Genomic DNA, 25994 nt, shown 5'->3' with positions numbered 1-25994 from the left:
ACATGCTTGAACGCATAATCCGGCTGTCCATCCGGCAGCGCTGGGCCATATTGGCCATCGTCCTCGCGCTGTCGGCGCTGGGGATCTACAACTTCTCGCGGCTGAAGATCGACGCCGTCCCAGATATCACAAACGTCCAGGTCCAGGTGAACACGCCGGCGCCCGGCTTCTCGCCGCTCGAGGCCGAGCAGCGCATCACCTTCCCGGTAGAGACCGCGCTGGCCGGCGTGCCGGGGCTGCAATACACCCGCTCGGTGTCACGCGCGGGCCTCAGCCAGGTCACAGTCGTGTTCGCAGACGGCACCGACATCTACTTCGCGCGCCAGCTTGTGAACGAGCGGCTGCAGGGCGCACGCGACAGCCTGCCGCCGGATGTCGAGCCCAGCATGGGGCCGATCGCCACCGGGCTCGGCGAAATCTTCATGTACACACTCGAGGCGAAGCCCAACGCCATGAAGGAGAGCGGCGAACGCTATACGGCAGAGGATCTCCGGACGCTTCACGACTGGGTCGTGCGGCCGCAGCTTCGCAATGTGCCGGGAGTGACCGAAGTCAATTCGGTTGGTGGCTATCGTCGACAGTACCAGATCGCTCCTATCCCGGCCCGGCTGTCCGCGTTCGGGCTGACCGTCAGCGACCTGACCCAGGCTCTTGAGCGCAACAACGCCAACGTTGGCGCCGGCTATGTCGAACGGGCAGGTGCACAATATGTAATCCGTGTGCCAGGCGTCGCCACGGACGAGCGCGACCTTGCTGGCATCATCGTCGCCTATCGTTCCGGCACGCCGGTCCGGGTGGCCGATGTTGCCGACGTATCGATCGGTTCGGAGATCCGACAGGGCGCCGCCACCAAGGACGGACGCGAAGTCGTTCTCGGGACCATCTTCATGCTGGTCGGCGAGAATGCGCGCGATGTCAGCGTGGCGGTTGCCGAGCGGCTCGTAGAGGTGAACAAGTCGCTGCCGCCGGGGGTGCAGGCAGTCACCGTCTATGATCGCTCCAAGCTGGTCGAGAAGACAATCGGGACGGTCGAGAAGAACCTCGCCGAGGGCGCGCTTCTGGTCATCGTCGTGCTGTTCGCGCTGCTCGGCAATTTCCGCGCCGCGTTGATCACGGCTGCCGTGATCCCGGTGACCTTCCTCATGACCATCTCGGGAATGGTGGCCTGGGACCTATCTGGCAATTTGATGAGCCTCGGCGCGCTCGACTTTGGTCTCATCGTCGATGGCGCGGTGATCATCGTCGAGAATTGCCTCAGACGCTTCGGCGAAGCGCAGCATCGGCTTGGCCGCTTGCTGGAACGCCAGGAACGGTTCGACCTTGCGGCGAATGCGTCGGCAGAGGTGGTGCGCCCAAGTTTGTTCGGCATTGCCATCATCACCATCGTCTACCTGCCGATCTTCGCCTTGACGGGTGTAGAGGGGAAGACCTTCCATCCGATGGCGATCACCGTCGTGTTGGCACTGACTGCAGCCGCCGTCCTGTCGCTCACCCTCGTGCCGGCGGCTGTCGCGAGCTTCGTCACCGGGCGAGTGGAGGAGAAAGAAAGCCGTGTTATGCGGGCCGCCAAGTCCCGCTATGCACCGCTGATCGACTGGGCGCTTCGTTCGCGCCGAGTCGTAATAATCGGTGCAATGGCCCTGCTGGCGCTGACCGGTCTGGCGGCGACGCGGCTTGGTTCGGAGTTTATTCCCAACCTCGACGAGGGCGACATTGCGCTTCACGCGCTGCGCATTCCGGGCACCAGCCTGAGCCAGGCCGTTCAAATGCAGTCGGCGCTGGAGAACCGGATCAAGCAGTTTCCCGAGGTGGAACAGGTGTTCGCGAAGATCGGCACGGCGGACGTGGCGACCGATGCCGTGCCGCCCAGCGTGGCCGACACCTTCGTCATCATGAAGCCGCGCGACCAATGGCCCGACCCGCGCAAGCCCAAGGCAACCCTCGTCGCCGAGATGAATGCCGCCATCCAGCGCGACGTGCCGGGCAGCCGCTACGAGTTCATCCAGCCGATCCAGATGCGCTTCAACGAGCTGATCGCAGGAGTCCGATCGGACGTAGCCATCAAGATCGTGGGCGATGACCTTGACGAGCTTGCCGCCGCCGCCGAGCGAGTCGTGAAGGTGGTCTCGACCATCGATGGGGCCGAGGACGTCCAGGCCGAACAGGTCACGGGTCTGCCATTCGTCGAGATCATTCCTGACCGGCAGCGGCTCAGCCAGCTCGGGCTGAATGTCTCGGACGTTCAGGAAGTCGTGTCTGCTGCCACGGCAGGTGCCAATGCCGGGCAATTGTTCGAAGGTGACCGACGGTTCGACATTGTGGTGCGCCTGCCGGAGAACATTCGACAAGACCGTACCATCCTCGACCGTCTCCCGGTGCCCCTGCCGGGCGAAGGCGCCGGGATACGCGGCAGCGTGCCGCTCTCCGAAGTCGCGACCATTCGCGAGACGACCGGGCCGAACCAGATCAGCCGTGAAAACGGCAAGAGGCGCGCGGTCGTCACGACCAACGTGCGCGGCCGCGATCTCGGCTCATTCATCGATGAATTGCAGGAGAAGGTGGCGCTCCAAGCCGACCTGCCAGCGGGCTACTGGATCGATTACGGCGGCACGTTCGAGCAGCTGCAATCGGCGTCAGCCCGGCTCCAGATTGTGGTGCCTCTCACCCTGCTGCTGATCTTTGCCCTACTGTACCTGCTGTTCGGATCGATCCGCGATTCGGCCATCGTCTTCTCGGGTGTGCCGCTGGCGCTGACCGGCGGTGTGCTGGCTCTGTTGCTGCGCGGCATTCCCTTCTCCATTTCGGCAGGTGTGGGCTTCATCGCCCTGTCCGGCGTGGCCGTGTTGAACGGGGTGGTGATGCTCAGCTTCATCCGGCAGTTGCGCGAAGAAGGGCTCGAGCTTGAACCGGCGATCCGCGAAGGCGCTCTGACCCGTCTCCGTCCGGTGCTAATGACCGCACTGGTCGCCTCGCTCGGCTTCGTCCCGATGGCGCTCAATGTCGGCATTGGATCGGAGGTGCAGCGGCCGCTCGCGACCGTGGTGATCGGCGGGATCATCTCCTCGACCCTGCTGACCTTGGTGGTGCTGCCTGCCTTGTACCGGATCATCCACGGTCGCGACTGGAGTTGGCGTCAGCGGTCCGCACAAGCACCGAAGGTGTCCGCATGACCCATGCTCGCCCGGTGCCCAACGCCTTATTCAAGGATACTAAAATGCTGACGTCCGCATTCCGCTCGCCCGCTGCTGCGCGGTGGTGGACCTTGCTACTGACCTTTGCCGCACTTGCCCTGCTGTTCGCCAGTGAGGCGTTGGCTCACAATGTGGCCGAGGGTGACAAGGGCTACATTCAGGAAAGCAGCGGCGTGCTCCTGCTGCCGTTCATCTACCTTGGCGCCAAGCATATGGTCACCGGTTACGACCATCTGCTGTTCCTGTTCGGGGTCATCTTCTTCCTCTACCGGATGAAGGACATCGGCCTCTACGTGACCCTCTTCGCGGTGGGCCACTCGACCACCCTGCTGTTCGGGGTGCTCACCGGCATTAGCGCCAACGCCTACGTGATCGATGCCATCATCGGCCTGTCGGTGGTCTACAAGGCGCTCGACAACTTGGGTGCCTTCCAGCGTTGGTTCGGCGTCCAGCCAAACACCAAGGTCGCAACGCTCGTGTTCGGCTTCTTCCACGGCTTCGGCCTGGCGACCAAGATCATCGAGTTCGACATCAGCAAGGACGGGCTCATCCCCAATCTGCTGGCGTTCAACGTCGGGGTGGAGATCGGGCAGCTGCTGGCGCTTACCGCGATCCTGATCATCATGGGCTTCTGGCGCCGCACGCCGGGCTTCATCCGTCACGCCTTCACCGCCAACGTCATCCTCATGACCGCCGGCTTCGTGCTGGTCGGCTACCAGCTGACCGGCTTCCTTTCCGCCTGATCTCCAGGAGCCATCTCGATGTTCAATTCTCAGCGACCCTCGCTCGACGATCTCCCGACGGCTAATCAGCTGGCGAAAGCGACGGTATTGTCGCTCACTGCCGCTGCTGCGATTCTGGTCGCGATGGTTCTGCCGGCCGAATATGCAATCGACCCGACCGGCGTCGGGCGGACACTCGGTTTCACCCAGATGGGAGAGCTCAAAGCGCAGCTGGCAGAGGAAGTCGAAGCTGACGCTGCGCTTCGTCCGCGCACGGTCACGACGCTTGGAGCACCTGCGCTGCCGGCGACCACGCCTGTCGCTTCGGCCAGCCGAAACGACGTGACGAAGCTGACGCTCGCGCCTGGCGAGGGCGCCGAGGTCAAGGTCTCGGCAGGTAAAGGCGCCCGCGTCCGCTTCGCGTGGGAGGTGGCCGGCGGCCGGGTCAACTACGACACGCACGGCGATCCTATCAGCGCGCCGAAGGGCTTTTATCACGGCTATGGCAAGGGCAAGCAGTCCGCCGGCGAGCAGGGTGAGCTTGTCGCAGCCTTCGATGGCAAGCACGGTTGGTTCTGGCGCAACCGGTCGGATCAGCCGGTCACCGTGACCCTCAGAACCGGGGGGCAGTATTCAGAGGTCCGACGACTGGTCTGAGACGACGCAAGAGCAACGAACCGGATCAGGAGCAGTTGAGACGAAGATGCTGTCTGTTCTTGCCAACCGCACCTACCGCCACCTCTTTCTGGCCCAGGTAATTGCCCTCATCGGGACAGGGCTGGCGACGGTCGCGCTCGGGCTGCTCGCCTTCGAGATCGCCGGCAAGCACGCAGGCGCCGTGCTTGGGACGGCGCTCGCCATCAAGATGGTAGCTTACGTTGTGATCGCTCCGATTGCCGGGGCGTTTGCTGAGGTCCTTCCGCGTCGCGCTATGCTGGTTACGCTCGACCTCGTCCGGGCCGGTGTGGCGCTGGCGCTGCCGTTCGTCTCGGAAGCCTGGCAGATCTACCTGCTGATCTTCGTCCTTCAGTCGGCCTCGGCGGCGTTTACCCCGACCTTCCAGGCCACCATTCCCGACGTTCTGCCTGAGGAGCGTGATTACACCCGCGCCCTGTCGCTGTCGCGACTGGCCTATGACCTGGAAAATCTGTTGAGCCCGACCCTGGCGGCGTTGCTGCTGCTGGTCGTTTCCTATCATGCCTTGTTCTTCGGAACGGTCGTGGGGTTCATCGCATCGGCGCTGCTGGTGGTCTCGGTGTTGCTGCCCCGCCCCGCCCGAGGCGCTAGGCGGAGCTTCTTCGAGCGAACGTTCCGCGGACTTCGCTCCTATCTCGCCACCCCCCGCCTGCGCGGACTGCTGGCCATCTCGCTGGCAGTGTCTGCGGCCGGATCGATGGTCATCGTCAACACCGTGGTGCTGGTACAGGCGGAACTTGGGCTGAGCCAGCGGCAGACGGCGTGGGCGCTTGCTGCCTTCGGGGCCGGCTCGATGATAGCGGCCGTGCTTCTACCGCGCATTCTAGACAAGGTGCGCGATCGGCCGGTTATGCTGGCCGCCGCCGCAGTCCTTCCGCTCGCGCTGGTTCTTGCGGCGCTGCGTCCCGGCTATCTCTCCATCCTTGCGCTTTGGGTGCTGACGGGGATTGCCTACGCCTCGGCGCAGACACCGTCAGGCCGCCTGCTTCGCCGCTCGTCCAATGACCAGGACCGGCCGACCCTCTTCGCAGCGCATTTCGCAGCTTCGCACGCCTGCTGGCTGCTCTGCTACCCGCTGGCGGGCTGGCTTGGCGCGACCATCGGTTTGTCGGCGACAGCGTTGGTGCTTGCTACCATCGCCGCGCTTGGTGTGATCGTCGCCTTCGTGGTCTGGCCCGCCCAGGATCCGGCAGAGATCGAGCATGACCATCCCGAGATGGCTCCGGACGACCCCCATCTTCGCGAGCATGCCGAAGCCGGCCACGGCATGCATCGCCACGCTTTTGTGATTGACGACCAGCACCGGCGTTGGCCGACCACCGGCTGACACTCAAATGACCGGAAGTGCGGCGTACCTGAGCCTATTCGGCGCCGCCTTCCTTGCCGCGACCATTTTTCCCGCTCAATCCGAGATCTTGCTCGCCTACCTGCTCGGTCAGCGCACACTTGACTGGACGATGCTGCTGCTGGTGGCGACCGCCGGCAACGTGCTTGGTTCAGTACTGAACTGGGCACTCGGGCGCTTCCTCGAACGCTTCCGCGACCGCAAGTGGTTTCCTGTAAGGCCCGCCGCGCTCGAACGGGCCGAGCGCTGGTATGCGCGCTGGGGCAAGTGGTCGCTGCTGCTGTCCTGGGTCCCGGTGATCGGCGATCCGCTGACGGTCATCGCCGGCATGCTGAAGGTCCGGCTGCTTCCCTTCTTCCTTCTGGTGCTGCTCGCCAAGGCAGGGCGCTATTTAGTGGTGGCACTCGCGGTCGCGGGCATTCGGCCAGCGTAGACGACTGCGAGCCACTGATTGATTGGCGGCCTCGATCATGAGACCCTGCTTCTCGTTTCATGGAGTAGCCGCATGATGAAGCTAACAACTCCTCAGGCGTTGGCGGTATCGGCGGCGGCATGGCCGATCCTTGCTGCCGCCCCGACGCCAGCCACGGGGCGAACAGCTCCTGACCCATGGATCGCCGTCGATCGCAGCCTCGGGCGCGCGGGAACGACCCAGCCCGACGGCGTCCGCCGCTACAATTTTCTGCGCAGATACCTTAAAGTCCAGCTGGGGGATTGTTATCAGTCCTAGGCGGGTGCTTGGTCACGATAGCTTTTTATAGCCTCACGGTCTGGGCAGGCCCGCGACCAGGGACACGTCTCTAGCTTCTGCGCTCTGCCCCTCTGCAACGTCCATCGGCGCGGAGACATCGACCCATTGCTCATGCTGGTAGCGGCGACCATAAAGGCTTCGGAGGTGAGGAGGTCTCAAAATGAGCAACCGTGCTGAGGATGCCATGAGCAAGGTTCCTGCGGTGACGCTCGCTTTTTGGGTCATCAAGATACTCGCTACTACTCTCGGTGAAACCGGCGGCGATGCCGTGAGTATGAGTTGGCTGGGTGAGACAACCCCCAACGCAGCGAGCAACGGTGTCAACGGCTACCTTGTTGGAACAGCAATCTTTGGTCTGTTGCTAGTAGCTCTGGCTTGGCTGCAAATCAGAGCACGCCGTTTCAATCCTTGGCTCTACTGGGCGACAATCATAGCATCAACGACCGCAGGAACGACGCTGGCCGACTTTGCAACCCGATCGATTGGGCTTGGCTATCCGGGTGGCTCTTTGCTTTTGTTCAGCTTAGTCGCAATCTCGCTATTCAGTTGGCATCGTGCACTCGGGAGCGTTGACGTCAATCGCATCGACAATGCACGAGCCGAAACCTTCTACTGGCTCACAATCACCTTCTCGCAGACACTCGGCACTGCTCTGGGCGATTGGGTCGCTGATGGCTCTCTCGGCTACTCAGGAGCGGCCCTACTCTTTGGGTTAGGGTTAGCCGTCCTAGCAGCGCTCTACTTTTTCACTAACGTATCGCGCGTCTTACTCTTCTGGTCGGCTTTCATCCTCACGCGACCACTTGGGGCCACAGTTGGCGACTTTCTGGATAAGCCGATTGCAAAGGGAGGGCTGGAGTTTAGCCGACCGCTCGCAACTGCTGCGCTCGCCGCAGCTATCGTGCTGATGATACTGATTGTACCGCAGCGTGCTGGGGGCCACCTCAAAGGAGGAGCGTCGCAAGCTTAGCTGCTGATGTCCGCTTCCAGCACAAGCAGACGTTCAGGGACAGGCCGGCCTGAGCAGCGGCACGTGGTGGCAAGCAGACTGGCAGCTTCTGGGTGAGCAATGCAGATAAGCTGCCGTTCGTTCAGGCGGACCAAAACGTCGGCTTAGCGCCCATCGCGGTCGTTCATCATCGCAAGGGGCGCATCCGAAAGCGGACGTAAAGAGGGCCTTCTAGAGCTTCCTCGCGCTCAGGAAGGCGGTGGCGAACTCATCCGCTTGCAAGGCTCCGACGACGAGCAGGTGACCGATTAGGTACCCGGGTGTACCCGGTAATCTGAGCCGGGCCGCATCTAAGCGGTTGCGCGCGAGCCTCCGAGCGATGACCTCAGATCGCGACTGCAAATCGGCACTTAGCCGCTGCGTGTCGATGCCAGCCCCGGCAGCGATCTGCATGATTGAGGCGGAAGTGAATGGCACTCTGCTTGCCATCAGCGCCTTGTGCATCGCGACGTAGCGGCCGTGAAGATGGGCTGCGATGGCGGCACGCGCAGCCTCTTCTGATTGTGCGCCGAAGATGGGCCAATCACGATAGACTAGTCTGACCTTGCCATCCTTTGCGACAGCCTCATCAAGCTTGGGAGCCGCATAAAGACAGGCCGGGCACCTGTAGTCGGTGAAGGTGACGACGGTAAGATCAGCATCCGCAGGGCCGAAGGAGGGCCAATCAGTGTCTTTCAGAATGCTCTTGGCGGCGGGGTTGTCGTGGACGTCTCGGCCGAGGGGGGCGGTCCTCTGAAGAACGACGCTTGCCGCCGATCCAGCCACGGCTACCCCGAGTAGGGAAAGCGTCTCTCTGCGGGTCAGGCTTGCCATGAGGATGACCCAGATATCTTGCTCCGTCGCAGCGACGGCGTTGCGAGCCGCCATCGAACCCCTGCAGCGCAGACGAAGTCAGTCCGTGACAAGCGCCCAGCCCTTTAGTTGAAGGGTCGTCAGCGTCACCAAGGCGGAAAGGTCGACAAGAACGCCGGGTAGAATGCTGGTGCGCTCGATCTTCTGGCCGGCGAGGGCCTGCCCGCAGACGTGAACGCTCACACCAGCTTCCCGCAGACCAGTGACAAGTTCGACGTTGGGATTCGGGCTGCGGTACCTCAAAACGTGAGCTTCGTCGGTCAGCAAGGAACTCGTGGCGGCGCCATGGACGGCGACTACAATCGAGACACGGCGGCCTGGCACGCCTTCCGCGCGCAGCAGGTTCACATACCTGGCGACCTTCTCAAGGCCCGGATTGATCTGGTCCGATCGAGTTGCGGCCTTGGTGACGCTGAACGCCACCCGGTAGTTGAGCTTGGGGTCCGCTCGCATTGCGGCGCCAGGGACAGGCACGATCGATCCATACCGCGCGATCGCGGGACTGCTCCGCTCGTTCATCGCCTCAGCCGCGTCCAAGCTGACGGCAGCGAGAAACGAAAGCATTGCCGGCGCGATCACGAGTCTTCCCCCTCGTGCTTTACAGATTCAAGCTTGTCCTTGTTGTAGATGTCTCGCTGGACGACGAGTTTCCCATCGACCGGATAGGCCGTGAGGTAAGACAGGTAGACCGGGACGGGCCGGGGCAGCGGCACGTATTTGTCGGTTTCCTTCACCGTCGGGTCGAGAGCATCCCCGAGGATGAGCTTCGACAGGCCATCGGGATCTTCAAGCCTGACACAGCCCGCGCTGGCCAGCCGATCATCCTGCTTGAAAAGGCCCTTACCCGGTGTGTCGTGAAGGTAGATCCCCATCTCATTGGGGAACTTGAAGACAATTTTGCCCAGACCGCTGGTGGGCCCAGGCTTCTGCCGGACGAAGGCCTCAATCCGGCCTTCGACGACGGCCTTCCAGTCGACCTTCGTGGGGTCGAGTACCTTCGGGGCCGGGCCGAAGTCGGAAAGCACCTCATACTCCTTCGACCTAAGATAAGCCGTACCCTCCTTGAGTACTCGGGGCGCCACTTTGTCGCGGGTGATATCGGTCGGAATGTGCCAGGACGGGTTCTGGATGGCGTAGCGCATCATACCCGCCATCTCCGGCGTCTGCGTGTGCTTCATGCCGACCACTACCTTCATGCTTTCGAGGATGCGGGTGCCTTCGCGAACTTCCAATCGAGCCGAGGGAATGTTGACGAGGATGTAGCGAGCCGGACCTCGGGGAAGAGCGCGAGCTCGTTTGAGGTTGAGGCTGAGCAGCGATGCTCGCGTCGCGTCATCCCCGCTGGCCAGAAGCTCCTGGCGGAGTTGAGCATAGATGGGGTTCATCCATGCCATTTCCTCGATGAAGGTCTGTACCGATCCGCTTTCGCGCGCTCGAAGGAGGAGCAAGGTCGGTCGTACCGGACGCGGCCGTGCTGCTGGGTCGACATAGGTCACGCCGGTATCTCCGGCCTGAGCCAACGCTGCAGCGTAGCGAACGAAGGCCACTGACAAGGCCAAGTCCATGGTGCGTCGGTCGCGACGAGGGTCTGCCATCGTCTTGGCCGCCAGGTCGCGCAGCCTTGCGGCCGAAAAACTTTGCGGCGCCAGACCATCGACCGCACTGGTTTCAAGAACTCGCAGCAACGCTTCGACGGCGGCCGGCGTCCAAAAGGGTTGGTCGAAGCCGTATCTGTGAAAAGCATCCACTTCCGCAGAGATCTGTGCCGCCGAGGGAGACGACTGAGCCGCTGCGGGGGCGCCCAATCCGAGCAGGGAAAGGGCTACGACGGGCGCGAGAAAGGGTCGGGATATCATGACGTCGGGCTCCAGGGGACCTGACGGATGGAAGCCCAGCCTTAAGCCAAGCTTATGGCGTCGCCCTGATCGCCTCGGAAGGCAGCTCCAGGCTCGCCTCCAGGCCGCCGCCGGGCCGATTGGCGAGCCGTAGCACGGCTCCGAAACGGGCCCCGACCAACTCGACAATGGAAAGGCCGAGGCCACTTCCTGGTCCCTTCGCGCGACGGCCGCGAACAAAGCGCTCACGAATGTTTGGCAATTCCTCAGTCGGAATTCCGGGGCCTTCATCGAGAACACGGATCGCCGCAGAAGACCCTTGATCGGCAACATCGACGAGCACTCGCGACTCTTCGGGCGCGTGCTCGACAGCATTTCGAATAAGATTTCGCAGGGCGAGGGTCAGTGATGCTTCATCCGCGCGCACTTCAGTGCTCGCTGCCTTCGGGTTCAGCTCAAGGCGCACGGCGCGCCGGTCTAAATCGATCCGCATTTCGTCCTCGACCATCCGGACCACCGTGCCAAGCGAGCTCCAGCCCGCTCCAGTTGTCAACGAGACCGCTTCCTCGCGGGCGAGGTCGAGCAACTGCTCTACAAGCCGCGACGTGCGGTCCACTGACAGCTGAATGCTTCGCAGCGACTTGTCTCGGAGGATTGGGTCGTCAGCGGCAACGGCGACCTGAGCATGCGCCTTTAGGCCAGCCAGTGGGGTCTGCAATTCGTGAGCCGCGCTGGCGATGAAATGGCGCTCGGTCGCGCGGAGTTCCTCGAAGCGCCCGAATAGGCCGTTGATCGCGTCCACCAAAGGCCGCAGCTCGCGACTTGGCAGTTCTACGGTGAGGGCGTCCGTGTCACCGGGGTCGCGCTTGGAAAGCTCGTCGGCAACTTGTTGCAGGGGCCTCAAGCCCCTGCCGACTGCCGACCACAGGAGAACGGCAAGGGCGATGACGCCAGCCAACGCGGGAAGAAGCAGCCCTGCCATCACGTCGGCCGTCAGATTGCGCCGGACCTTGAGGTTGTCGCCAACCAGGATGCGCAGCCCGGCTTCGGGTTCGACCAGGGTGTAGACCCGCCATTCTTCGCCGTTGATGATCCGCTCGGAGAAGCCATTGTCACCCGCCGAGAGGGGCACACTGGGTGCGCTCCCAGAGCGGCCTACTAAGCGTCCATCCAAGGTCCAGATCTGGCAGGAAAGTTGCCGTCCCACATGCGTTTCCACCGGGAGCGTACGCTCGTCCGGAGCTGCTTGCAGCGTCCGCGCACTGTTGCGAGCCAGCGAGCCGACCATGCCGGCAGCCTCGACCAACCGGTTGTCGAGCACTCGCTGAACGTCGCTACGGGTGCTGACGTAGATCCAGGCGGCCGCTGCAGACCAGACGAGCACGGTGGCGGAGAGAAGCAGAGCGAAGAGGCGCCAGCGGATCGACGTCATGCTCGGCCCATCCTGTAACCTTCGCCCCGGACGGTCTCAATGGAATTGCGCCCCAGTTTGGCCCTAAGGTTGTGGATGTGCACCTCGACGGTGTTGCTCTCGACTTCTTCCTGCCAGCCGTAGAGCCGCTCCTCGAGTTGTGCTCTCGATGACAATCTCTCGGGATGCTCCATCAGAGCTTGGAGGATGGTGAACTCGCGGCGAGAAAGGGTCAGGCTCTCCCCAGCCTTGGTGACTACGCGATTGGCAGGGTCGAGGCTCAGGTCCGCCCATTCAAGCAGCGGAGCGGCGCGCCCCTGGCCGCGACGGACGATGGCGCGAAGCCGTGCCGCAAGCTCGTTCAAGTCGAATGGCTTGCCGACGTAATCGTCAGCCCCGCTGTCTAGGCCAGTGATCCTATCCTGGGTCGCGTTCCTGGCAGTGAGGAGCAGCACCGGCGTCGACCTCCCCGCCCTTCGCCACTCCTGGAGGAGATCCAGGCCGAAGCCATCGGGAAGGGCGAGATCGAGAACGATGGCGTCGTAGCTCCAGTCGGTGGCAGCAGCTTTCGCGTCGAGGAGATTGTCGACCGTATCGACCGTGAAGCCGGCGAGCGCGAGCCCGGCTTCCACGGCCTCCCGCAGCACCTCATCATCCTCGACGACCAACACTCTCATTGCGTCTCGCTCACTTGCCAAGGCTTCCGCTGCCGGGCCCGGCTTAAGGCTGACTTAAGCTCAAGCGGCTGGTTCCGCGAGGCTTGATGGCCTGTGCGCCATCTCCCTGTTGGAGAGAGACATTGAAGAGCATCCTTGCAGCATTGGCCCTTGTTGGAGCCGGATCGGCTTCCGCCATTGCCTTCTCGAGCGGCGAACCTGCCAAGTCTCCGCCGAGCCAAGCCGAGGTTGACACCCAAGCTGAGCCCAGCGCCGAGGAAACCCGCAAGTTCTTCCTTGAGGACGCACTGGCGCCAACCGTGAGACCGGCGAGCTACGACGTCACAATCGTGGAATATACCGACTATCAGTGTCCGGTGTGTCGGACCTCACACGACGCCCTTATGAAGCTGTCTGCGGCGGATAAGAAGGTTCGGATCATCTACCGCGACTGGCCGATCTTCGGCCCGCAGTCGCGACGAGCCGCCCGCTTGGCGATCGCCAGCCAGTGGCAGAACAAACATGCTCCATTTCACGATGCGCTGATGAAGTCGCCGCGTCCGCTTTCCGAGCAGTCGATTAAGGCTGCAGCGGTGAAGGCGGACCTGAATTGGGCGAAGCTCGAAAGCGATCTCAAGACGCGGGGGGTAGAGGTCGACGATCTGCTGGAGCGCAACGACGCGCAGGCAATCCAGCTCGATCTTGCGGGGACTCCGGGCTTCATCGTCGAGGACACCCTCTACGCGGGCGGGCTCGACCTGAAGGACCTCAAGGAAGCTGTGGCGATCGCTCGGAAGGCGGCCAAGCCCAAGAACTTCATTCCCCCGCAACCCGAAGGGATCTGAGGTCGCCATGCAGTTAGTTCTTGCGCTGCTGGCTCTACTCTCCTGGTCGACTGCTGCCGAAGCGCGTGAGCAGCGCATTGCCGTATCGCTCGTTGCCAGCACAGCGAAACCGAAGCCCGGCAGTACGATCACCCTCGGCCTTCGCTTTCAGCCGAAGGCCGGCTGGCATGGCTATTGGAGTAATCCCGGCGACAGCGGACTGCCGCCGCAGGTGGAGTGGACCGCTCCCGAGGGCCTGACCTTCGGCGCTTTGCGTCACCCCTCGCCGACGATCCTGCGGGTGGCCGGGATCACCAGCAATGTGCATTCGGGCGAACACGTCCTTGTCTCGTCCGTTCGAGTGCCGGCGAGCGTAGCGCCGGGGACCAAGCTTCCGGTGGAAGCGAGCGTGAGCTGGCTGGCCTGCTCGGACAGCCTGTGCGTCCCAGAGCGCGCTGTCGTCGAGGTCGAGCTCACAGCGGGCAACGGCGAAGCGAGCGCCGATGCCTCGGCGATCCGACGGGCGCAGGCTGCCCTGCCGCGCATGGTCGCTGCGGACGGCAGCTACACGGTAGAAGGACGGAAGCTGCTTCTCGCATTGCCCGAGGGAGCGCGCATAGGTTCAAGCCGCCCTCGCTTCTTCCCGGACGAGAACGGCTACCTGGATGCATCAACAACGGGCCTGATCGCTGGCAAGTTGACGGGCACTCTTTCCGGTGATCCGCCGACGACGATCAGCGGGATCGTCCAGGATGGGGCTGCGGCGTTTAGAATGCGGTTCGTAAGGACTGCGGCGGCAACGGAAAGGGCCAGCGATAGGTTGCCCTTGGAAGTGACGCTTACCAGCGAGGCAGGGGCTGCCGATCCTGCGGATCAGGAAGCCGCTGAGAACTCGGCGAAGCCCGGCCAGATCGTCACTGTGCCTGCGTCATCTGCTGATCCGATCGTCGGCGCCTCTGACCGGCCCGCCTCGTCAACGCCGGCTGCCTCGCTGCTCCTGGCGGTCGCAGGCGCCATCCTCGGCGGCTTGCTGCTCAATCTTATGCCGTGCGTGTTCCCCATCCTCAGCCTGAAAGCGCTTAGCCTTGCCCGTTCGGGAGCCTCAGAGCGCGGTGCGCGAACTGAGGCACTCGGCTACACGGCGGGAGCGCTGCTCGGTACGGGCGCGCTCGGCGGGGTCATCCTCCTCCTGCGCCAGGCCGGGGTGGAAGTGGGCTGGTCCTTCCAACTTCAGAACCCTGGAGTGATCTTCGGGCTTCTGCTTCTCAGCTTCGCCATCGCCCTCAATTTTGCCGGCCTGTTCGAACTGCCATCGCTGAGCGTCGGCAAGTCAGATGGTCAGGGTGTGGCCGGATCCGTCGCCACCGGAGCGACAGCGGCCTTCATCGCCACGCCGTGCAGCGGTCCGTTCATGGCAACGGCCCTCGGCGCTGCCATGCTGCTCGCGCCTGTGGGCGCCATGCTGATTTTTCTCGGCCTGGGTCTTGGCCTTGCCTTGCCGTTCCTGATCCTCGCTTACGTCCCGGCGAGCCGTCGCTGGTTGCCACGACCAGGACCATGGATGCTGACCTTTCGGCGTATCCTCGCGTTTCCGATGCTGCTGACGACCGTCGGGTTGCTGTGGCTGTTGGGTCGGCAAGGCGGCACGTCCGCGATGACGGCAGGAACGCTTGCTGCGCTTTCGGTTGCGGTCGGTTTGTGGTGGGTCGGCCTGCGTCAACAGGGTGGGCAGACGAGGAGCTGGTTTCCGCTAGCGCCGGTCGCAGCAGCGATCGGCCTGCTTCTCGTCACCGCACCACCGAGATCGCTCGCCGCCGTGCCGGCACCTACGATCGGCGGGGTCGAGCCCTTCACGGAGAAGCGACTTGCCGAGCTTCGAAGAGCCGGCACTCCCGTCTTTGTCGACTTCACCGCAGACTGGTGCCTTACCTGCAAGGTCAACGAGAAGGTCGCCATAGAGCGGCCAGCCACGAGAGATGCGTTCGAGAAGGCTGGCGTGGTGACGCTGCGAGGGGATTGGACCAACGGCGATCCGATGATCACGCGATTCCTCTCCCGGCAGGGGCGCAACAGCATTCCCTTCTACCTCTTCGTAGCACCGGGAAAACCGCCCGAGATTATGCCGCAGTTGCTGACATCGAAGATGCTCGTGGAGCGAGCCGCCGCCATCCAGACTTGACACAACATTAGAATGTTCTAAATAAGCGATATCTTATGAAGAGTCGCATGGATACGGAGCTTCTCGCTCAGTTCAGTGCCCAAGCCGAGAAGGCCGTGGGCCTGCTCAAATCGATGGCCAACGAGTGCCGGCTACTGGTGCTCTGTCACCTTGCGGCCGAGGGCGAGCTTTCGGTCGGGCAGCTTCAGGACCGCGTCGGGCTTGGTCAGTCAGCCCTGTCGCAGCACCTTGCCAAGCTCCGTGAGGAGGGCCTCGTCGCCACCCGCAAGGAGTCGCAGACGGTTTTCTACAGCGTCTGCGATCCCAAGGCGCAGCAGGTCCTCGCGCTTCTTCACGACCTTTTCTGCCCCGAGCTCGGGGCTAAGCATTCCAGCAGGAGCTAGTCTGATGACCACCTCTTCAACCAACGATCGCCACATCGATCATGCCTTTGCGCAGGTCACTGATGTCCTTCACGGTGAGCTTCGCGCACCGCAGGTAAAGGGCTTCTTCGACGAGCCGACCTTCACCGTCAGCTATGTCGTCAGCGACGTGGCGACCAAGCGCGCGGCAATCATCGATAGCGTCTGGAACTTTGATCACGCTTCGGGCCGGACCAGCTTCGACAGCGCCGACAAGATCGTCGCGTATGTCGAGGAGCAGGGCCTGACGGTAGACTGGATCCTTGAGACCCACGCCCATGCCGATCACCTGTCGGCGGCGCCGTACCTCCAGCAGAAGTTGGGTGGGAAGATGGCGATCGGGCGCGAGATCGTGACCGTGCAGGGCGTGTTCGGGAAGATCTTCAACGACGGCACCGAATTTGCCCGCGACGGGTCGCAGTTCGACCGGCTGCTCGACGATGGCGACGTGCTCGACATCGGCGGCATCCCGTTGATTGCGCTACACGTGCCCGGCCACACCCCGGCCGACATGGCCTATGTCGTAGGCGACGCGCTCTTCACCGGCGATACGATGTTCATGCCTGACTATGGCTCGGCCCGCGCGGACTTCCCTGGCGGTGACGCGCGGCAGCTCTATCGCTCGGTACGCCGGCTAATGAAGCTGCCTGACGAGACCCGCGTGTTTCTCTGCCACGACTACAAGGCGCCAAACCGTGACGAGTATGTGTGGGAAACCACCATGCTCGTCGAGCGCACCGCCAACGTCCACATCCACGAGGGTGTGAGCGAGGACGATTTCGTGGCCATGCGCACCCAGCGCGATGCGACCTTGTCGATGCCTAAGCTCATCCTGCCTTCGCTGCAGGTGAACATGCGCGGCGGGCACCTGCCCGAGCCGGAAGACAATGGCGTGCGCTACCTCAAGCAGCCGATCGACCTGCTATGAGCGAGCTGTTCGCCAACGCGCAGCCGCTGCATGGACTGATCGGCGGTGTGATGATCGGCCTTGCGGCGGCGCTGATGCTGCTTGGGGCCGGTCGGATCGCCGGCGTGTCGGGTATCACCGCGCGTGCCACCGGCCTCGCCGACAGCGGCATGTCGCGCGGCAGTGCTTGGATGTTCCTGATCGGCCTGCCGCTCGGCGCCCTCACTGTCGCTGCGATCACGGGACAGGGACAATCTCAGTTCGCCTCCTGGCCGATCCTCGTCGTCGCCGGCCTTCTGGTTGGCTTCGGCACGCGGATGGGAAGCGGATGCACGAGCGGACACGGCGTCTGCGGCGTCAGCCGCCTCTCGCAGCGCTCGATGATCGCCACCGCCACCTTCATGGCAGCGGGCATCACCACTGTTGCCGTTACCAACCTCTTGGGAGGCCTGTGATGAGTATTGCACGAGGCTTCCTTCCGCCGCTGTTGTCCGGAGCGCTGTTCGGCGGCGGCCTCAGCATCGGCGGGATGACCGATCCGGCACGGGTGCGCGGCTTCCTCGACCTGTTTGGCGCGTGGGACCCGACCCTGGCCTTCGTTATGGGCGGAGCTGTCATCGTCATGGCCCTCGCCTGGCGCCTGCAGGCAGGGATGGCGCGTCCGCTATTCGGTGAGCGCTTTGTTTTGCCTGACCGTACCGACCTCGACGGCAAGCTCATCACCGGCTCCGCACTGTTCGGGATCGGTTGGGGGATCGCCGGCCTGTGCCCCGGCCCCGCCATCGCCTCCCTCGCCTTGGCGCCCGTCGGAGTCCTCCCGTTCGTCGCCGCCATGCTCGTCGGCATGGCCGCACACCGCCTCATCCCCGAGCGCCGCGCGCTCACTGCTCAAGGAGCCTAGACCATGAAGCTTGCTGTCCTCACCCCGAACGTCACCGCCCTTGCCCAGCCGTCAGCTGACGACATCGCCGAACTCGCTGAGCGCGGCTATCGTTCGATCATCGGCAATCGACCGGAAGGCGAGAGCGAGGATCAGCCCGCGTGGGCCGAACTTGAGGCGGCCGCGTCCGCGCAGGGCCTTGAGGCTCGCCACCTGCCCGTCGTCATGGGCCAGATCACTGACGAGCAAATCGCGGAGTTCCGGAACGCTCTCGAGACGCTACCAAAGCCGATCGCCGTCTTCTGCCGTAGCGGTACCCGCGCCGCCCTGCTGTGGGCTTTGGCCAATCAGGCCAACCTCACGGTCGATGAGCGGATCGCGATTGCCGCCAAGGAAGGCTACGATCTCGAGCCCTTCCGCCAACGCCTGTCGCGGGAGACTGACGATGCTCAAGCATGACGTTGTCATCGTGGGCGGCGGCGCCGGCGGCCTCGCAGCGGCTGCTTCGCTGCTCCGCCGCAAGCCTAGCCTCGACATCGCCGTGGTCGAGCCACGCGAGACCCACGACTATCAACCGGGCTACACCCTGATCGGTGCCGGCGTCTTCACCATCGGTGATGTTCGCCGGCCAATGGCCAAGGTCATGCCGAAGGGCACGACATGGCTACAGACGTCCGTAAAGGCATTCGATCCGGGCAATGACGAGGTCATTCTCGGCGACGGTGAGATCCTCTCGTACCGTGTACTGATTGTCGCCACCGGCAATCGGCTCGACTTCGACGCAATTGAGGGCCTGACGGGGACGCTCGGTCGCAATGGCGTGACTTCGAACTACCGTCCCGACCTTGCCCCGTACACGTGGGAACTGACTCGCAATCTTCGGTCAGGCGCGGCGCTCTTCACTCAGCCGCCCATGCCGATCAAGTGCGCCGGCGCGCCGCAGAAGGCCATGTATCTGTCTGCCAATCACTGGGAACGCGAAGGCGTTCTCGATGATGTCCATGTTGCGTTCCACAGCGCTGCGCCCACAATCTTCGGCGTCAAGGATTACGTCCCGGCGCTGGAGCGGACGATCGATCGCTACGGCATCGAGACCAATTTTGGCAGCAACCTGATCGCCGTGGATGGCCCAGCCCGGCTTGCGACATTCAAGTCTGGCAATGCGGTGGAAACCCGCAGCTTCGACATGCTACACGTCACGCCGCCTCAAAAGCCGCTGGAGGTCGTTGCAAACAGCTTCCTGTCGGACAAGAGCGGCTACGTCGACGTCGACCAGCAGACGCTTCAGCATCTCATTTTTCCGAACGTCTTCGCCATTGGCGACATCGGCAACATGCCCAATGCCAAGACGGCGGCGGCGGTGCGCAAGCAAGCCCCGGTCGTTGCCGGCAATGCCCTTGCAGTGTTGGCCGCCAAGCCGTTGAGAGCCGCCTACGATGGCTACGGCAGCTGCCCGCTTACCGTTGAGAACGGCAAGATCCTGCTGGCCGAGTTCGGTTACGGCGGAACGCTTCTGCCAAGCTTCCCGAAGTTCGTGATCGACGGGACAAAGCCGTCGCGGCTCGCCTGGCACCTCAAGAAAGATCTGCTTCCCGCCATCTACTGGGACGCGATGCTTAAAGGCCGGGAGTGGATGGCCGCGCCCGCCGAACTGAAGAAGGCCGCGTGATGCTCGACACCGTACAATACATCCTCGGCCTGCTGTCGGGCAGCCTCGTCGGCTTCACCCTCGGCCTTGTCGGCGGCGGTGGATCAATTCTCGCCGTGCCGCTGATGGTCTATCTGGTCGGCGTCCAGAGCCCACATGTCGCGATTGGCACCAGTGCCCTTGCGGTGGCCGCCAATGCCGCGACCGGTCTCGCCAATCACGCCCGCGCGGGTACGGTGAAATGGCGTTGCGGCCTGATGTACGCGGGTGCTGGCGTCATCGGCGCCTTCTTCGGGTCGACTGCGGGCAAGGCCTTTGATGGCCAGAAGCTTCTCTTCCTCTTCGCCATCGTGATGATCGTGGTCGGCATCCTCATGCTCCGCCGCCGCAAGCATGAGGGCGAGGCAGGCGCTCAGTGCGATCGCACAAATGCCGGCAAGGTGCTCGGGGCTGGCCTTGGGACCGGAGGCTTCTCGGGCTTCTTCGGGATCGGCGGCGGCTTCTTGATCGTGCCAGGCCTGATCGCGTCGACCGGCATGCCGATGATCAACGCGGTCGGCACCAGCCTTGTCGCGGTGACCGCCTTCGGCCTGACGACTGCCGCCAATTACGCCTTCTCGGGTCTCGTCGACTGGGTCCTCGCCGGCGTCTTCATCGCCGGCGGTGTCGTCGGAAGCTTCGCCGGCACGCGCGCCGCCAAGCGTCTGTCGAGCTCGGGTCAGTTGACCAGCATCTTCGCCGTCCTGATCTTCGTGGTCGCCGCCTACATGCTGTGGAAGAGCGCGGGCGCGGCGTTCTAGGTGATGTCGTTCCCACAAGCCGTAGAAATCGGTCCTTTGTTGCTGGCTACCGATCGAGTTCTGGCGCTCGTTCTCATCTCTGTTTTCCTCCTCATCGCCATCATGGTGAGCAAGAGAGCAGATGAGAGCGCAGAGGGCGCAGGCTGGTGGGCGCTGGTGACGGGGCTCGTGGCTGCAAGGCTCGGATACGCCATAATCAACTGGGAGGCGTTCGCTGTCGAGCCAGCCTCGATCCTCGCGTTCTGGCAGGGAGGTTTTTCACTGGTGGCCGGGGTCGCGGCCGCGGTCCTCGTCACCCTGTGGAAGCTGCGCCTGCGCCCATCGTCGCTGCTGATGGCGGGCGCCATACTCATGCTTAGCGGAGCATACATCGGCTCATCGCAGCTGCTGACACCCGCACCGCGCCCGTTTCCAGCCGGAATTGCAGTCCAGAAGCTGGCCGGTGAAAGTCTGGATCTGTCCAAGTTGCGCGGCCAGCCGATGGTCATCAATCTGTGGGCAAGCTGGTGCCTTCCATGCCGCCGCGAGATGCCGATGATGGTCGATGTGGCTTCAACCTCCTCGGTCCCCATTCTCCTGGTGAACAGCGGAGAAGAGCGCGCGGTGGCCGAAGAATTCCTGTGGGTAAATCGTCTGCCGCCCAGCGCGGTCTACCTTGACACCACTGCTTCACTTGCTGCCGCCATCGAGGCTGGTGGGTATCCTGCGACGGTTTTCGTCAATGCTGCCGGCGAGATCAAGACGGTGCATGTCGGTGAACTATCGAGGGCCATGCTCACCTCCGAGCTGCGACACCTGGAGCAACGAGATCACTGAACTGTTTGGATCAAAGCGAGGAAATACCATGCAGAGGTTCGAATTCGCAAAGGTCACGGTCGCTGCACTATGGGACGAGCCGACCGGAAGCTGGCAATATGTGCTGGCGGATAGGGCTTCGAACAAAGCCGCAATCATCGACCCGGTGCTCGACTTCGACATGAACGCCGGCGCGACGTCCACAGGTAATGCGGACAAGCTGCTCGAGCATGTTGAGCGCCAGGGTCTCGCTGTTGAATGGATCCTGGACACCCATCCGCATGCCGATCATTTCTCAGCCGCGCCTTACCTTGCCGAGAAGCTGAAGGCCGCGCGCGCGATCGGCACGAAGGTGATCGAGGTCCAGAAGCTTTGGGCCGAGATCTACTGCCTGGACCGTCTGCCCACCGATGGCTCGCAATGGGACCGGCTTTTCGCCGACGGCGAGCAATTTCAGTTGGGCGAGACCGAGGTTCGCATTCTCTTCACGCCCGGTCACACCCTGGCTTCAATTGCCTATGTCACGGACGAGGTGGCGTTTGTGCACGACACCTTGATGATGCCGGACAGCGGGACTTCCCGTGCCGACTTCCCCGGCGGCAACCCTAAGGAACTCTACGCCTCCATCCAGCAGATCCTGGCACTGCCTGAGGAAACCGCCCTCTTCGTCGGGCACGACTATGCTCCAGAAGGCCGCGAAGCGCAGTGCTGTGCATCAGTGATGGAGCATCGCAGAAGCAACAAGCATGTCGGCAACAATCGATCGGAGGAGGACTTCGTCGCCCTTCGAAATAAGCGCGACGCGACCTTGCCTCTCCCACAGCTGATGTTGGCCGCACTGCAGGTCAACATACGCGCTGGCCACCTCCCCGAGCCGGAGTCCTGCGGTCGATCCTTCTTAAAAATCCCGCTCAACTATTTCGCATCTAGAGCGGCAGACGAGGGCTGAGACAGCCTTGATACGATGTGACGGTGCTCAATACCGCTTAGAGGAATGCCATGAAATCCCATGAAGAACGTCACTGGCAGACTGTCTACTCAACCAAAGACCCAGCGGAGGTCAGCTGGCACCAGAGCATACCAAGGCCCAGCCTGAAGGCGTTGGAGCAGATCGGTGCGAGTTCTGCACAGAGCCTTGTCGACGTGGGCGGCGGCGCCTCTACTCTTGTGGACGAGTTGCTCGACCGTGGATGGCGAGATCTCGCTGTTCTCGACATCTCCGGGGCGGCACTCGAGGGGGCACAAACTAGGCTCGGTCAGCGGGCGACAGACGTGAACTGGATTGCGGCCGACATTCGGAACTGGTCGCCTCAGCGGCAATGGGACATCTGGCACGACCGAGCCGTGTTTCATTTCCTTGTCGAGGCAGATGACCGCAAGCGTTACAAGGAAAAGCTGCTCCAGGGCCTTGCCCAAGACGGAGCTCTTATAATGGCGACGTTCGCCCTTAGCGGCCCTGAGCGCTGCAGCGGCCTACCCGTCAGGCGCTATGACGCATCCTCCCTAGCGGCTGAGATGGGTCCCGACCTGCAGTTTGTTGAGGGGTGGACTGACGATCATCTTGCGCCGTGGGGCAGCATCCAGACCTTTACGTGGGCGATTTTTCGACGAGTCAGCTGACGGCAAGTTCTTTGGAATGCGAGCCAGATTACCCGTCTTACAAGGTGCCGAATGCAGTCGATCTTCGATTGCTTCCATGCTTCAAGCGGCGCGCGGTGGCTAACCATTGCGAGCTTCACCAGTGAACTGAAGCCGAGCGGCGCTGAATGAAGCCACATGAGGGTCTGCTTGCGACCCTTCACCTCCACAACCGGACTTTCTGCAATCGGCCACTTGCGGACGCTCCGGCAAGCACCACCCGTTGGTCTGCTGGTGGTGGGACGCGGACGGGCAACTTCTGGGTGAGCAATGGCGATTAGCGGACGTTCGTTCATGCGGAGCGGTACGTCGGCCTAGCGCCCATTCCGGTCATAGATGCTTCATTGTCTGGCATTTCAAAGCGGACATGTTTCTGAGAACACATCAATCGGATTAGCGTTGCTGAACCTGCATCACGGGTCCTAAGGATTCCGGCGTCCCGGCCGCGACGACCAGGTAGCGCCGGACGCTTTTCACTTCGGCAGTCACGATCTGACGAAGCGGGCCGAGTGTATTGACGACAGCAGACCCTGACGGGCTTGTCATGAATTTCGCCAGCGGTTCGATTTTTCCTTTACCCTGCGGATCGCTGGCGAGCCCCAAGACATAAGCTGTCTTGGGGGCCAGCCCCGCGACGGCGGCTTGCAGAATCTGGACCTGGCCCTGGTCGAACAGCGTGACCTGGCTGCTTCCCGTTCCTTCCAAGATCAGCTGCACCTTCTTGCCGGCGTCGGCCAACGGCATGAGGTTGGCCATTCCCTCGCCGTTCGGCACCGCACCGGGCACATAGGCGACGCCTTGCGGCCCCTGACCGATCGGAATTGTGGCAATGACGCGATTGGAAAGCGTGTCGATCGCCGCGACGGCATCGGCATTTTCAAGGCCGACATACATTCGTGTCCCGTCACCCGACGGCCACAGGCCGTGGGGCAGTGCTCCGACCGGGATCGAAGCCACCTGCTCAAAATCGCTGGTTCGGAACACCTTGACCACATTCTCGGTTCCGACCGTGACATAAGCGAACTGGCCGTTGGGATTGCGAGCAATGTTGACGTGGTTGGTTATCGCCCCAGTGTCGATCGTTTTCAATATTGCGAATGGCGGCCTGGCGTCGAACACCATCACCTTGCCGACATCCTTGAACGTCAGCCATACCTGCTTGCCATCCGGACTAGCTGCGATGTCGGGACAGAAAGGGCTGGCCTGTTTGACACTCCCCGCGACCTTCTTGGTCCGCGTATCGATAACGACCGTTTCCGGTGAGAAACTTGAGCAAACGTAAGCGTAGCGGCCATTCGGCGAAAAGATCGTCATGCCCGGTCCGTTGGGAACAATGATCCGCCCGGTTTCCTTGAATGTGCGGCCGTCGAGGACGGACAAGTAATTCTCGCCGCGGATGCTGACCCAGACTTCGCGGCCATCCGGGCGGAAGAAAGCTTCGTGAGGCGAGCGGCCGACGTAGGTCTTGTGCTTGATCGAATTGGTCGCAGTATCGATGAAGGTCACCGAGTTGGACCCGATCGAAACGACAGCAAGCGTCTTGCGGTCGGGCGAGAAACCCATGCCGTGAACCAGCAACTCGCCCTTGTAGAGCGGGCTGAGATTGGCCGGTGTCAGATCACCGAGTTTGATCACCCCGAGCAAACTGTTGGTTGCCGGATTGATAACCGACACCGTGTTCGAAAATTGATCAGACGTATAGACGCGGTCCTTACTGCTGACCGGAATGTCCGCTGCGCCGTTGGGCACTTGTTGGGCGAATACCGGGCTCGACACAGCGATGGCCGCAGCGGTGATGAGGTGGGGTTTCTTCATTTTTGCCCTTCCGGATGGTGCATATGCCCCCGACCTTCGGGACGTGTAGCTGGCAACGCCCTTTCCTCGGAAAGGATGCCGCGCATCACTTCGATTTCCTGTCGCTGTTCGACGATGATAGCTTGCGCAAGCCGCTTCAATCGTTCGTCCTTGCCATAGCGCAGTTCGAGGGCGGCCATGTCGATCGCGCCTTGGTGGTGAGCGATCATCATGGCGGCGAAATCGCGATCCGCGTCTCCGCTATATCCTGTCCCCATCGATCGGTGCATCGTCGCCATTGCCCGGTCCATCTCGGACGCGAACGAGTCGGCGCTTGCGAAGGCAGCGGTCGAAATTACCAAGGCCACGACAGTAACAGCGATCCTGTTAGTTACAGTTGTAAAAAAAGCATGCATCGCCGGTGTCGCTTTGTGTGAGTGAGACACTATGACCGGTGAATGTCCAGTCATGCCACCACTCAACGCCGCGCACTCCAACTCGTGCCGGGGCTGCTGTTGTGCATCAGCATATCGCTAGCCGCAGTTGCGCTTCAGCATGCAGAGGAAGCCCTTACGGGCCGCGCGTGGCTCGAGGCCTTGGTGCTCGCAATCATCCTCGGCACCGTCATACGGACCGCTTGGACCCCACCGGCGCGATGGACGCCTGGCATCGATCTCAGTGCCAAGTTCCTGCTCGAAGTTGCAGTGGTTCTCCTTGGCGCCTCGCTAAGTGCGCAAACCATTTTCGCTGCCGGCCTGCCGCTGTTGCTGGGCATCATTGCAACCGTCACGCTCGCCATACTGGCGAGCTACGGACTGGGTCGGCTTTTCCGACTGCCTCGTCGGATGGCGGTGTTGATCGCCTGCGGCAATTCGATCTGCGGCAACTCGGCGATCGCCGCTGTCGCTCCAGTGATCGGGGCTGACGGCGACGATGTCGCGTCCTCGATCGCATTTACGGCTGTCCTGGGCGTTGTAGTGGTTCTGCTCCTGCCGCTGATAGGCGTCGCGCTTGCGTTGACTCAGCACAGCTACGGAGTGCTCGCCGGCCTGACCGTCTATGCCGTGCCGCAAGTGCTGGCCGCGACGATGCCCGTCGGCGCGCTCGCGACGCAGGTCGGCACGCTGGTCAAGCTCGTTCGGGTGCTAATGCTTGGGCCAGTGGTGGTTGTCCTCGCCTTGGTCGCCACGAAACTGCGAGAGGAAACCGACGAGCCGGCTCCCGCCGTCACGGCTGGGGAACGCCCCCGTTCCGGGTTGCCGCCGCTGCACCGCCTAGTTCCGTGGTTCATCATAGGCTTCCTATTGATGGCCGCTGCTCGTTCGCTAGCGCTGATCCCGGAAATGCTGCTCGGGCCAGTCGCGACAGCGGCATCTTGGCTGACGATTCTATCGATGGCCGCACTTGGCCTGGGCGTCGACGTTCGGGCCGTTGCTCGCGCTGGTTTGCGCGTGACCCTCGTGGTGACGCTGTCACTTATGGTCCTGGCGACGATCGCTTTGGGGCTAATCAGCGCGATTGGCCGATAGCTATTTTTACCCACGCGCGTTCAGGTTGTGGCACGCCGGAGGGCAAGTCACTGCGGTCTACGATAAACGGAAATGCAGACATCCGCGTTACGTCAGCGTGTGCACAGTCAATACTGATCCACGCAGCTGCT

At 62.6% G+C, this 25994-nt stretch carries 26 protein-coding genes; 19 read left to right on the top strand and 7 right to left on the bottom strand.

The window, feature by feature from the left end; all coding sequences use genetic code 11:
* The first annotated feature begins 2 nt into the window (after nt 1–2).
* The 6 genes from V6R86_RS06990 to V6R86_RS06965 all read left to right on the top strand — a co-directional run bounded on the left by V6R86_RS06990 (nt 3) and on the right by V6R86_RS06965 (nt 7675).
* A complete protein-coding gene (locus tag V6R86_RS06990; RefSeq protein ID WP_338503184.1) occupies nt 3–3170 on the top strand; it encodes a CusA/CzcA family heavy metal efflux RND transporter in 3168 nt (1055 codons plus the stop codon).
* A gap of 44 nt (nt 3171–3214) precedes the next feature.
* Nucleotides 3215–3934, top strand: a complete 720-nt coding sequence (locus V6R86_RS06985; protein WP_338503182.1) for a HupE/UreJ family protein — start codon at nt 3215–3217, stop codon at nt 3932–3934.
* A gap of 18 nt (nt 3935–3952) precedes the next feature.
* Nucleotides 3953–4570, top strand: coding sequence for a transmembrane anchor protein (locus tag V6R86_RS06980; RefSeq protein ID WP_338503180.1), 618 nt, complete (start codon nt 3953–3955; stop codon nt 4568–4570).
* Nucleotides 4571–4616: 46 nt separating this feature from the next.
* Nucleotides 4617–5936, top strand: a complete 1320-nt coding sequence (locus tag V6R86_RS06975) for an MFS transporter (protein ID WP_338503178.1) — start codon at nt 4617–4619, stop codon at nt 5934–5936.
* Between the two features lie 7 nt (nt 5937–5943).
* Nucleotides 5944–6387, top strand: coding sequence for a YqaA family protein (locus V6R86_RS06970; RefSeq protein ID WP_338503176.1), 444 nt, complete (start codon nt 5944–5946; stop codon nt 6385–6387).
* Nucleotides 6388–6865: 478 nt separating this feature from the next.
* On the top strand, nt 6866–7675 hold the full coding sequence (locus V6R86_RS06965; RefSeq protein WP_338503174.1) for a hypothetical protein: 810 nt from the start codon (nt 6866–6868) through the stop codon (nt 7673–7675).
* A 210-nt stretch (nt 7676–7885) separates the two neighbouring features.
* On the opposite strand, the gene V6R86_RS06960 is transcribed toward V6R86_RS06965, so the two are convergent.
* The 5 genes from V6R86_RS06960 to V6R86_RS06940 all read right to left on the bottom strand — a co-directional run bounded on the left by V6R86_RS06960 (nt 7886) and on the right by V6R86_RS06940 (nt 12489).
* Nucleotides 7886–8581 carry a DsbA family protein gene (locus V6R86_RS06960; RefSeq protein ID WP_338503172.1) on the bottom strand — a complete coding sequence of 232 codons (696 nt, stop codon included), beginning with the start codon at nt 8579–8581 and terminating at the stop codon, nt 7886–7888.
* Nucleotides 8582–8605: 24 nt separating this feature from the next.
* Nucleotides 8606–9145, bottom strand: a complete 540-nt coding sequence (locus tag V6R86_RS06955; RefSeq protein ID WP_338503170.1) for a DsrE family protein — start codon at nt 9143–9145, stop codon at nt 8606–8608.
* Nucleotides 9142–10314 carry a L,D-transpeptidase family protein gene (locus tag V6R86_RS06950; protein ID WP_338503168.1) on the bottom strand — a complete coding sequence of 391 codons (1173 nt, stop codon included), beginning with the start codon at nt 10312–10314 and terminating at the stop codon, nt 9142–9144. The genes V6R86_RS06955 and V6R86_RS06950 overlap by 4 nt, the downstream gene beginning before the upstream one ends.
* 160 nt (nt 10315–10474) lie before the next feature.
* Entirely contained in the window at nt 10475–11833 is a 1359-nt protein-coding gene (locus V6R86_RS06945; protein ID WP_338503166.1) for an ATP-binding protein, read from the bottom strand.
* Nucleotides 11830–12489 (bottom strand): response regulator transcription factor, encoded by a 660-nt coding sequence (locus V6R86_RS06940; protein WP_338503164.1) that lies wholly within the window; start codon nt 12487–12489, stop codon nt 11830–11832. Before V6R86_RS06940 ends, V6R86_RS06945 begins: the two co-directional genes overlap by 4 nt.
* 86 nt (nt 12490–12575) lie before the next feature.
* Here V6R86_RS06940 and V6R86_RS06935 point away from each other — a divergent pair, with 86 nt between their 5' ends.
* The 12 genes from V6R86_RS06935 to V6R86_RS06880 are packed head-to-tail and all read left to right on the top strand — an operon-like array spanning nt 12576 to nt 22522.
* Nucleotides 12576–13313, top strand: coding sequence for a DsbA family protein (locus V6R86_RS06935; protein ID WP_338503162.1), 738 nt, complete (start codon nt 12576–12578; stop codon nt 13311–13313).
* Between the two features lie 7 nt (nt 13314–13320).
* Nucleotides 13321–15471 (top strand): protein-disulfide reductase DsbD family protein, encoded by a 2151-nt coding sequence (locus V6R86_RS06930; protein WP_338503160.1) that lies wholly within the window; start codon nt 13321–13323, stop codon nt 15469–15471.
* Nucleotides 15472–15518: 47 nt separating this feature from the next.
* Nucleotides 15519–15854 carry a metalloregulator ArsR/SmtB family transcription factor gene (locus V6R86_RS06925; RefSeq protein WP_338503158.1) on the top strand — a complete coding sequence of 112 codons (336 nt, stop codon included), beginning with the start codon at nt 15519–15521 and terminating at the stop codon, nt 15852–15854.
* A 4-nt stretch (nt 15855–15858) separates the two neighbouring features.
* Nucleotides 15859–16800 carry an MBL fold metallo-hydrolase gene (locus tag V6R86_RS06920; RefSeq protein WP_338503156.1) on the top strand — a complete coding sequence of 314 codons (942 nt, stop codon included), beginning with the start codon at nt 15859–15861 and terminating at the stop codon, nt 16798–16800.
* Complete coding sequence (locus V6R86_RS06915) at nt 16797–17234, top strand: YeeE/YedE family protein (protein WP_338503154.1); 438 nt, start codon at nt 16797–16799, stop codon at nt 17232–17234. Before V6R86_RS06920 ends, V6R86_RS06915 begins: the two co-directional genes overlap by 4 nt.
* Nucleotides 17234–17680: a DUF6691 family protein gene (locus tag V6R86_RS06910; RefSeq protein ID WP_338503153.1), complete on the top strand. Its 447-nt coding sequence runs from the start codon at nt 17234–17236 to the stop codon at nt 17678–17680. Before V6R86_RS06915 ends, V6R86_RS06910 begins: the two co-directional genes overlap by 1 nt.
* Before the next feature lie 3 nt (nt 17681–17683).
* Nucleotides 17684–18118 carry a TIGR01244 family sulfur transferase gene (locus tag V6R86_RS06905; protein ID WP_338503152.1) on the top strand — a complete coding sequence of 145 codons (435 nt, stop codon included), beginning with the start codon at nt 17684–17686 and terminating at the stop codon, nt 18116–18118.
* Nucleotides 18105–19328, top strand: coding sequence for an FAD/NAD(P)-binding oxidoreductase (locus tag V6R86_RS06900; RefSeq protein WP_338503149.1), 1224 nt, complete (start codon nt 18105–18107; stop codon nt 19326–19328). The genes V6R86_RS06905 and V6R86_RS06900 overlap by 14 nt, the downstream gene beginning before the upstream one ends.
* The gene (locus V6R86_RS06895; RefSeq protein WP_338503147.1) at nt 19328–20107 is read left to right on the top strand and encodes a sulfite exporter TauE/SafE family protein; all 780 of its coding nucleotides are present in this window, start codon (nt 19328–19330) and stop codon (nt 20105–20107) included. Before V6R86_RS06900 ends, V6R86_RS06895 begins: the two co-directional genes overlap by 1 nt.
* A 3-nt stretch (nt 20108–20110) precedes the next feature.
* On the top strand, nt 20111–20923 hold the full coding sequence (locus V6R86_RS06890; protein WP_338503146.1) for a TlpA disulfide reductase family protein: 813 nt from the start codon (nt 20111–20113) through the stop codon (nt 20921–20923).
* A 28-nt stretch (nt 20924–20951) separates the two neighbouring features.
* Nucleotides 20952–21851, top strand: a complete 900-nt coding sequence (locus V6R86_RS06885; RefSeq protein ID WP_338503145.1) for an MBL fold metallo-hydrolase — start codon at nt 20952–20954, stop codon at nt 21849–21851.
* Nucleotides 21852–21901: 50 nt separating this feature from the next.
* Nucleotides 21902–22522 carry a class I SAM-dependent methyltransferase gene (locus V6R86_RS06880; RefSeq protein WP_338503144.1) on the top strand — a complete coding sequence of 207 codons (621 nt, stop codon included), beginning with the start codon at nt 21902–21904 and terminating at the stop codon, nt 22520–22522.
* A gap of 411 nt (nt 22523–22933) precedes the next feature.
* Here V6R86_RS06880 and V6R86_RS06875 read toward each other — a convergent pair whose 3' ends face one another.
* Complete coding sequence (locus tag V6R86_RS06875) at nt 22934–24355, bottom strand: YncE family protein (protein ID WP_338503142.1); 1422 nt, start codon at nt 24353–24355, stop codon at nt 22934–22936.
* Complete coding sequence (gene copM / locus V6R86_RS06870; protein WP_338503141.1) at nt 24352–24750, bottom strand: CopM family metallochaperone; 399 nt, start codon at nt 24748–24750, stop codon at nt 24352–24354. Before copM ends, V6R86_RS06875 begins: the two co-directional genes overlap by 4 nt.
* A gap of 42 nt (nt 24751–24792) precedes the next feature.
* Here copM and V6R86_RS06865 point away from each other — a divergent pair, with 42 nt between their 5' ends.
* Nucleotides 24793–25863, top strand: coding sequence for a YeiH family protein (locus tag V6R86_RS06865; RefSeq protein ID WP_338503140.1), 1071 nt, complete (start codon nt 24793–24795; stop codon nt 25861–25863).
* Nucleotides 25864–25994: the final 131 nt, after the last annotated feature.

This window comes from Sphingomonas kaistensis, from assembly GCF_036884275.1.
Classification (GTDB): domain Bacteria; phylum Pseudomonadota; class Alphaproteobacteria; order Sphingomonadales; family Sphingomonadaceae; genus Sphingomicrobium; species Sphingomicrobium kaistense_A.
The sequence above is the reverse complement of the archived record's forward strand: the minus strand, read 5'-3'. Positions and strand labels throughout refer to the sequence as shown.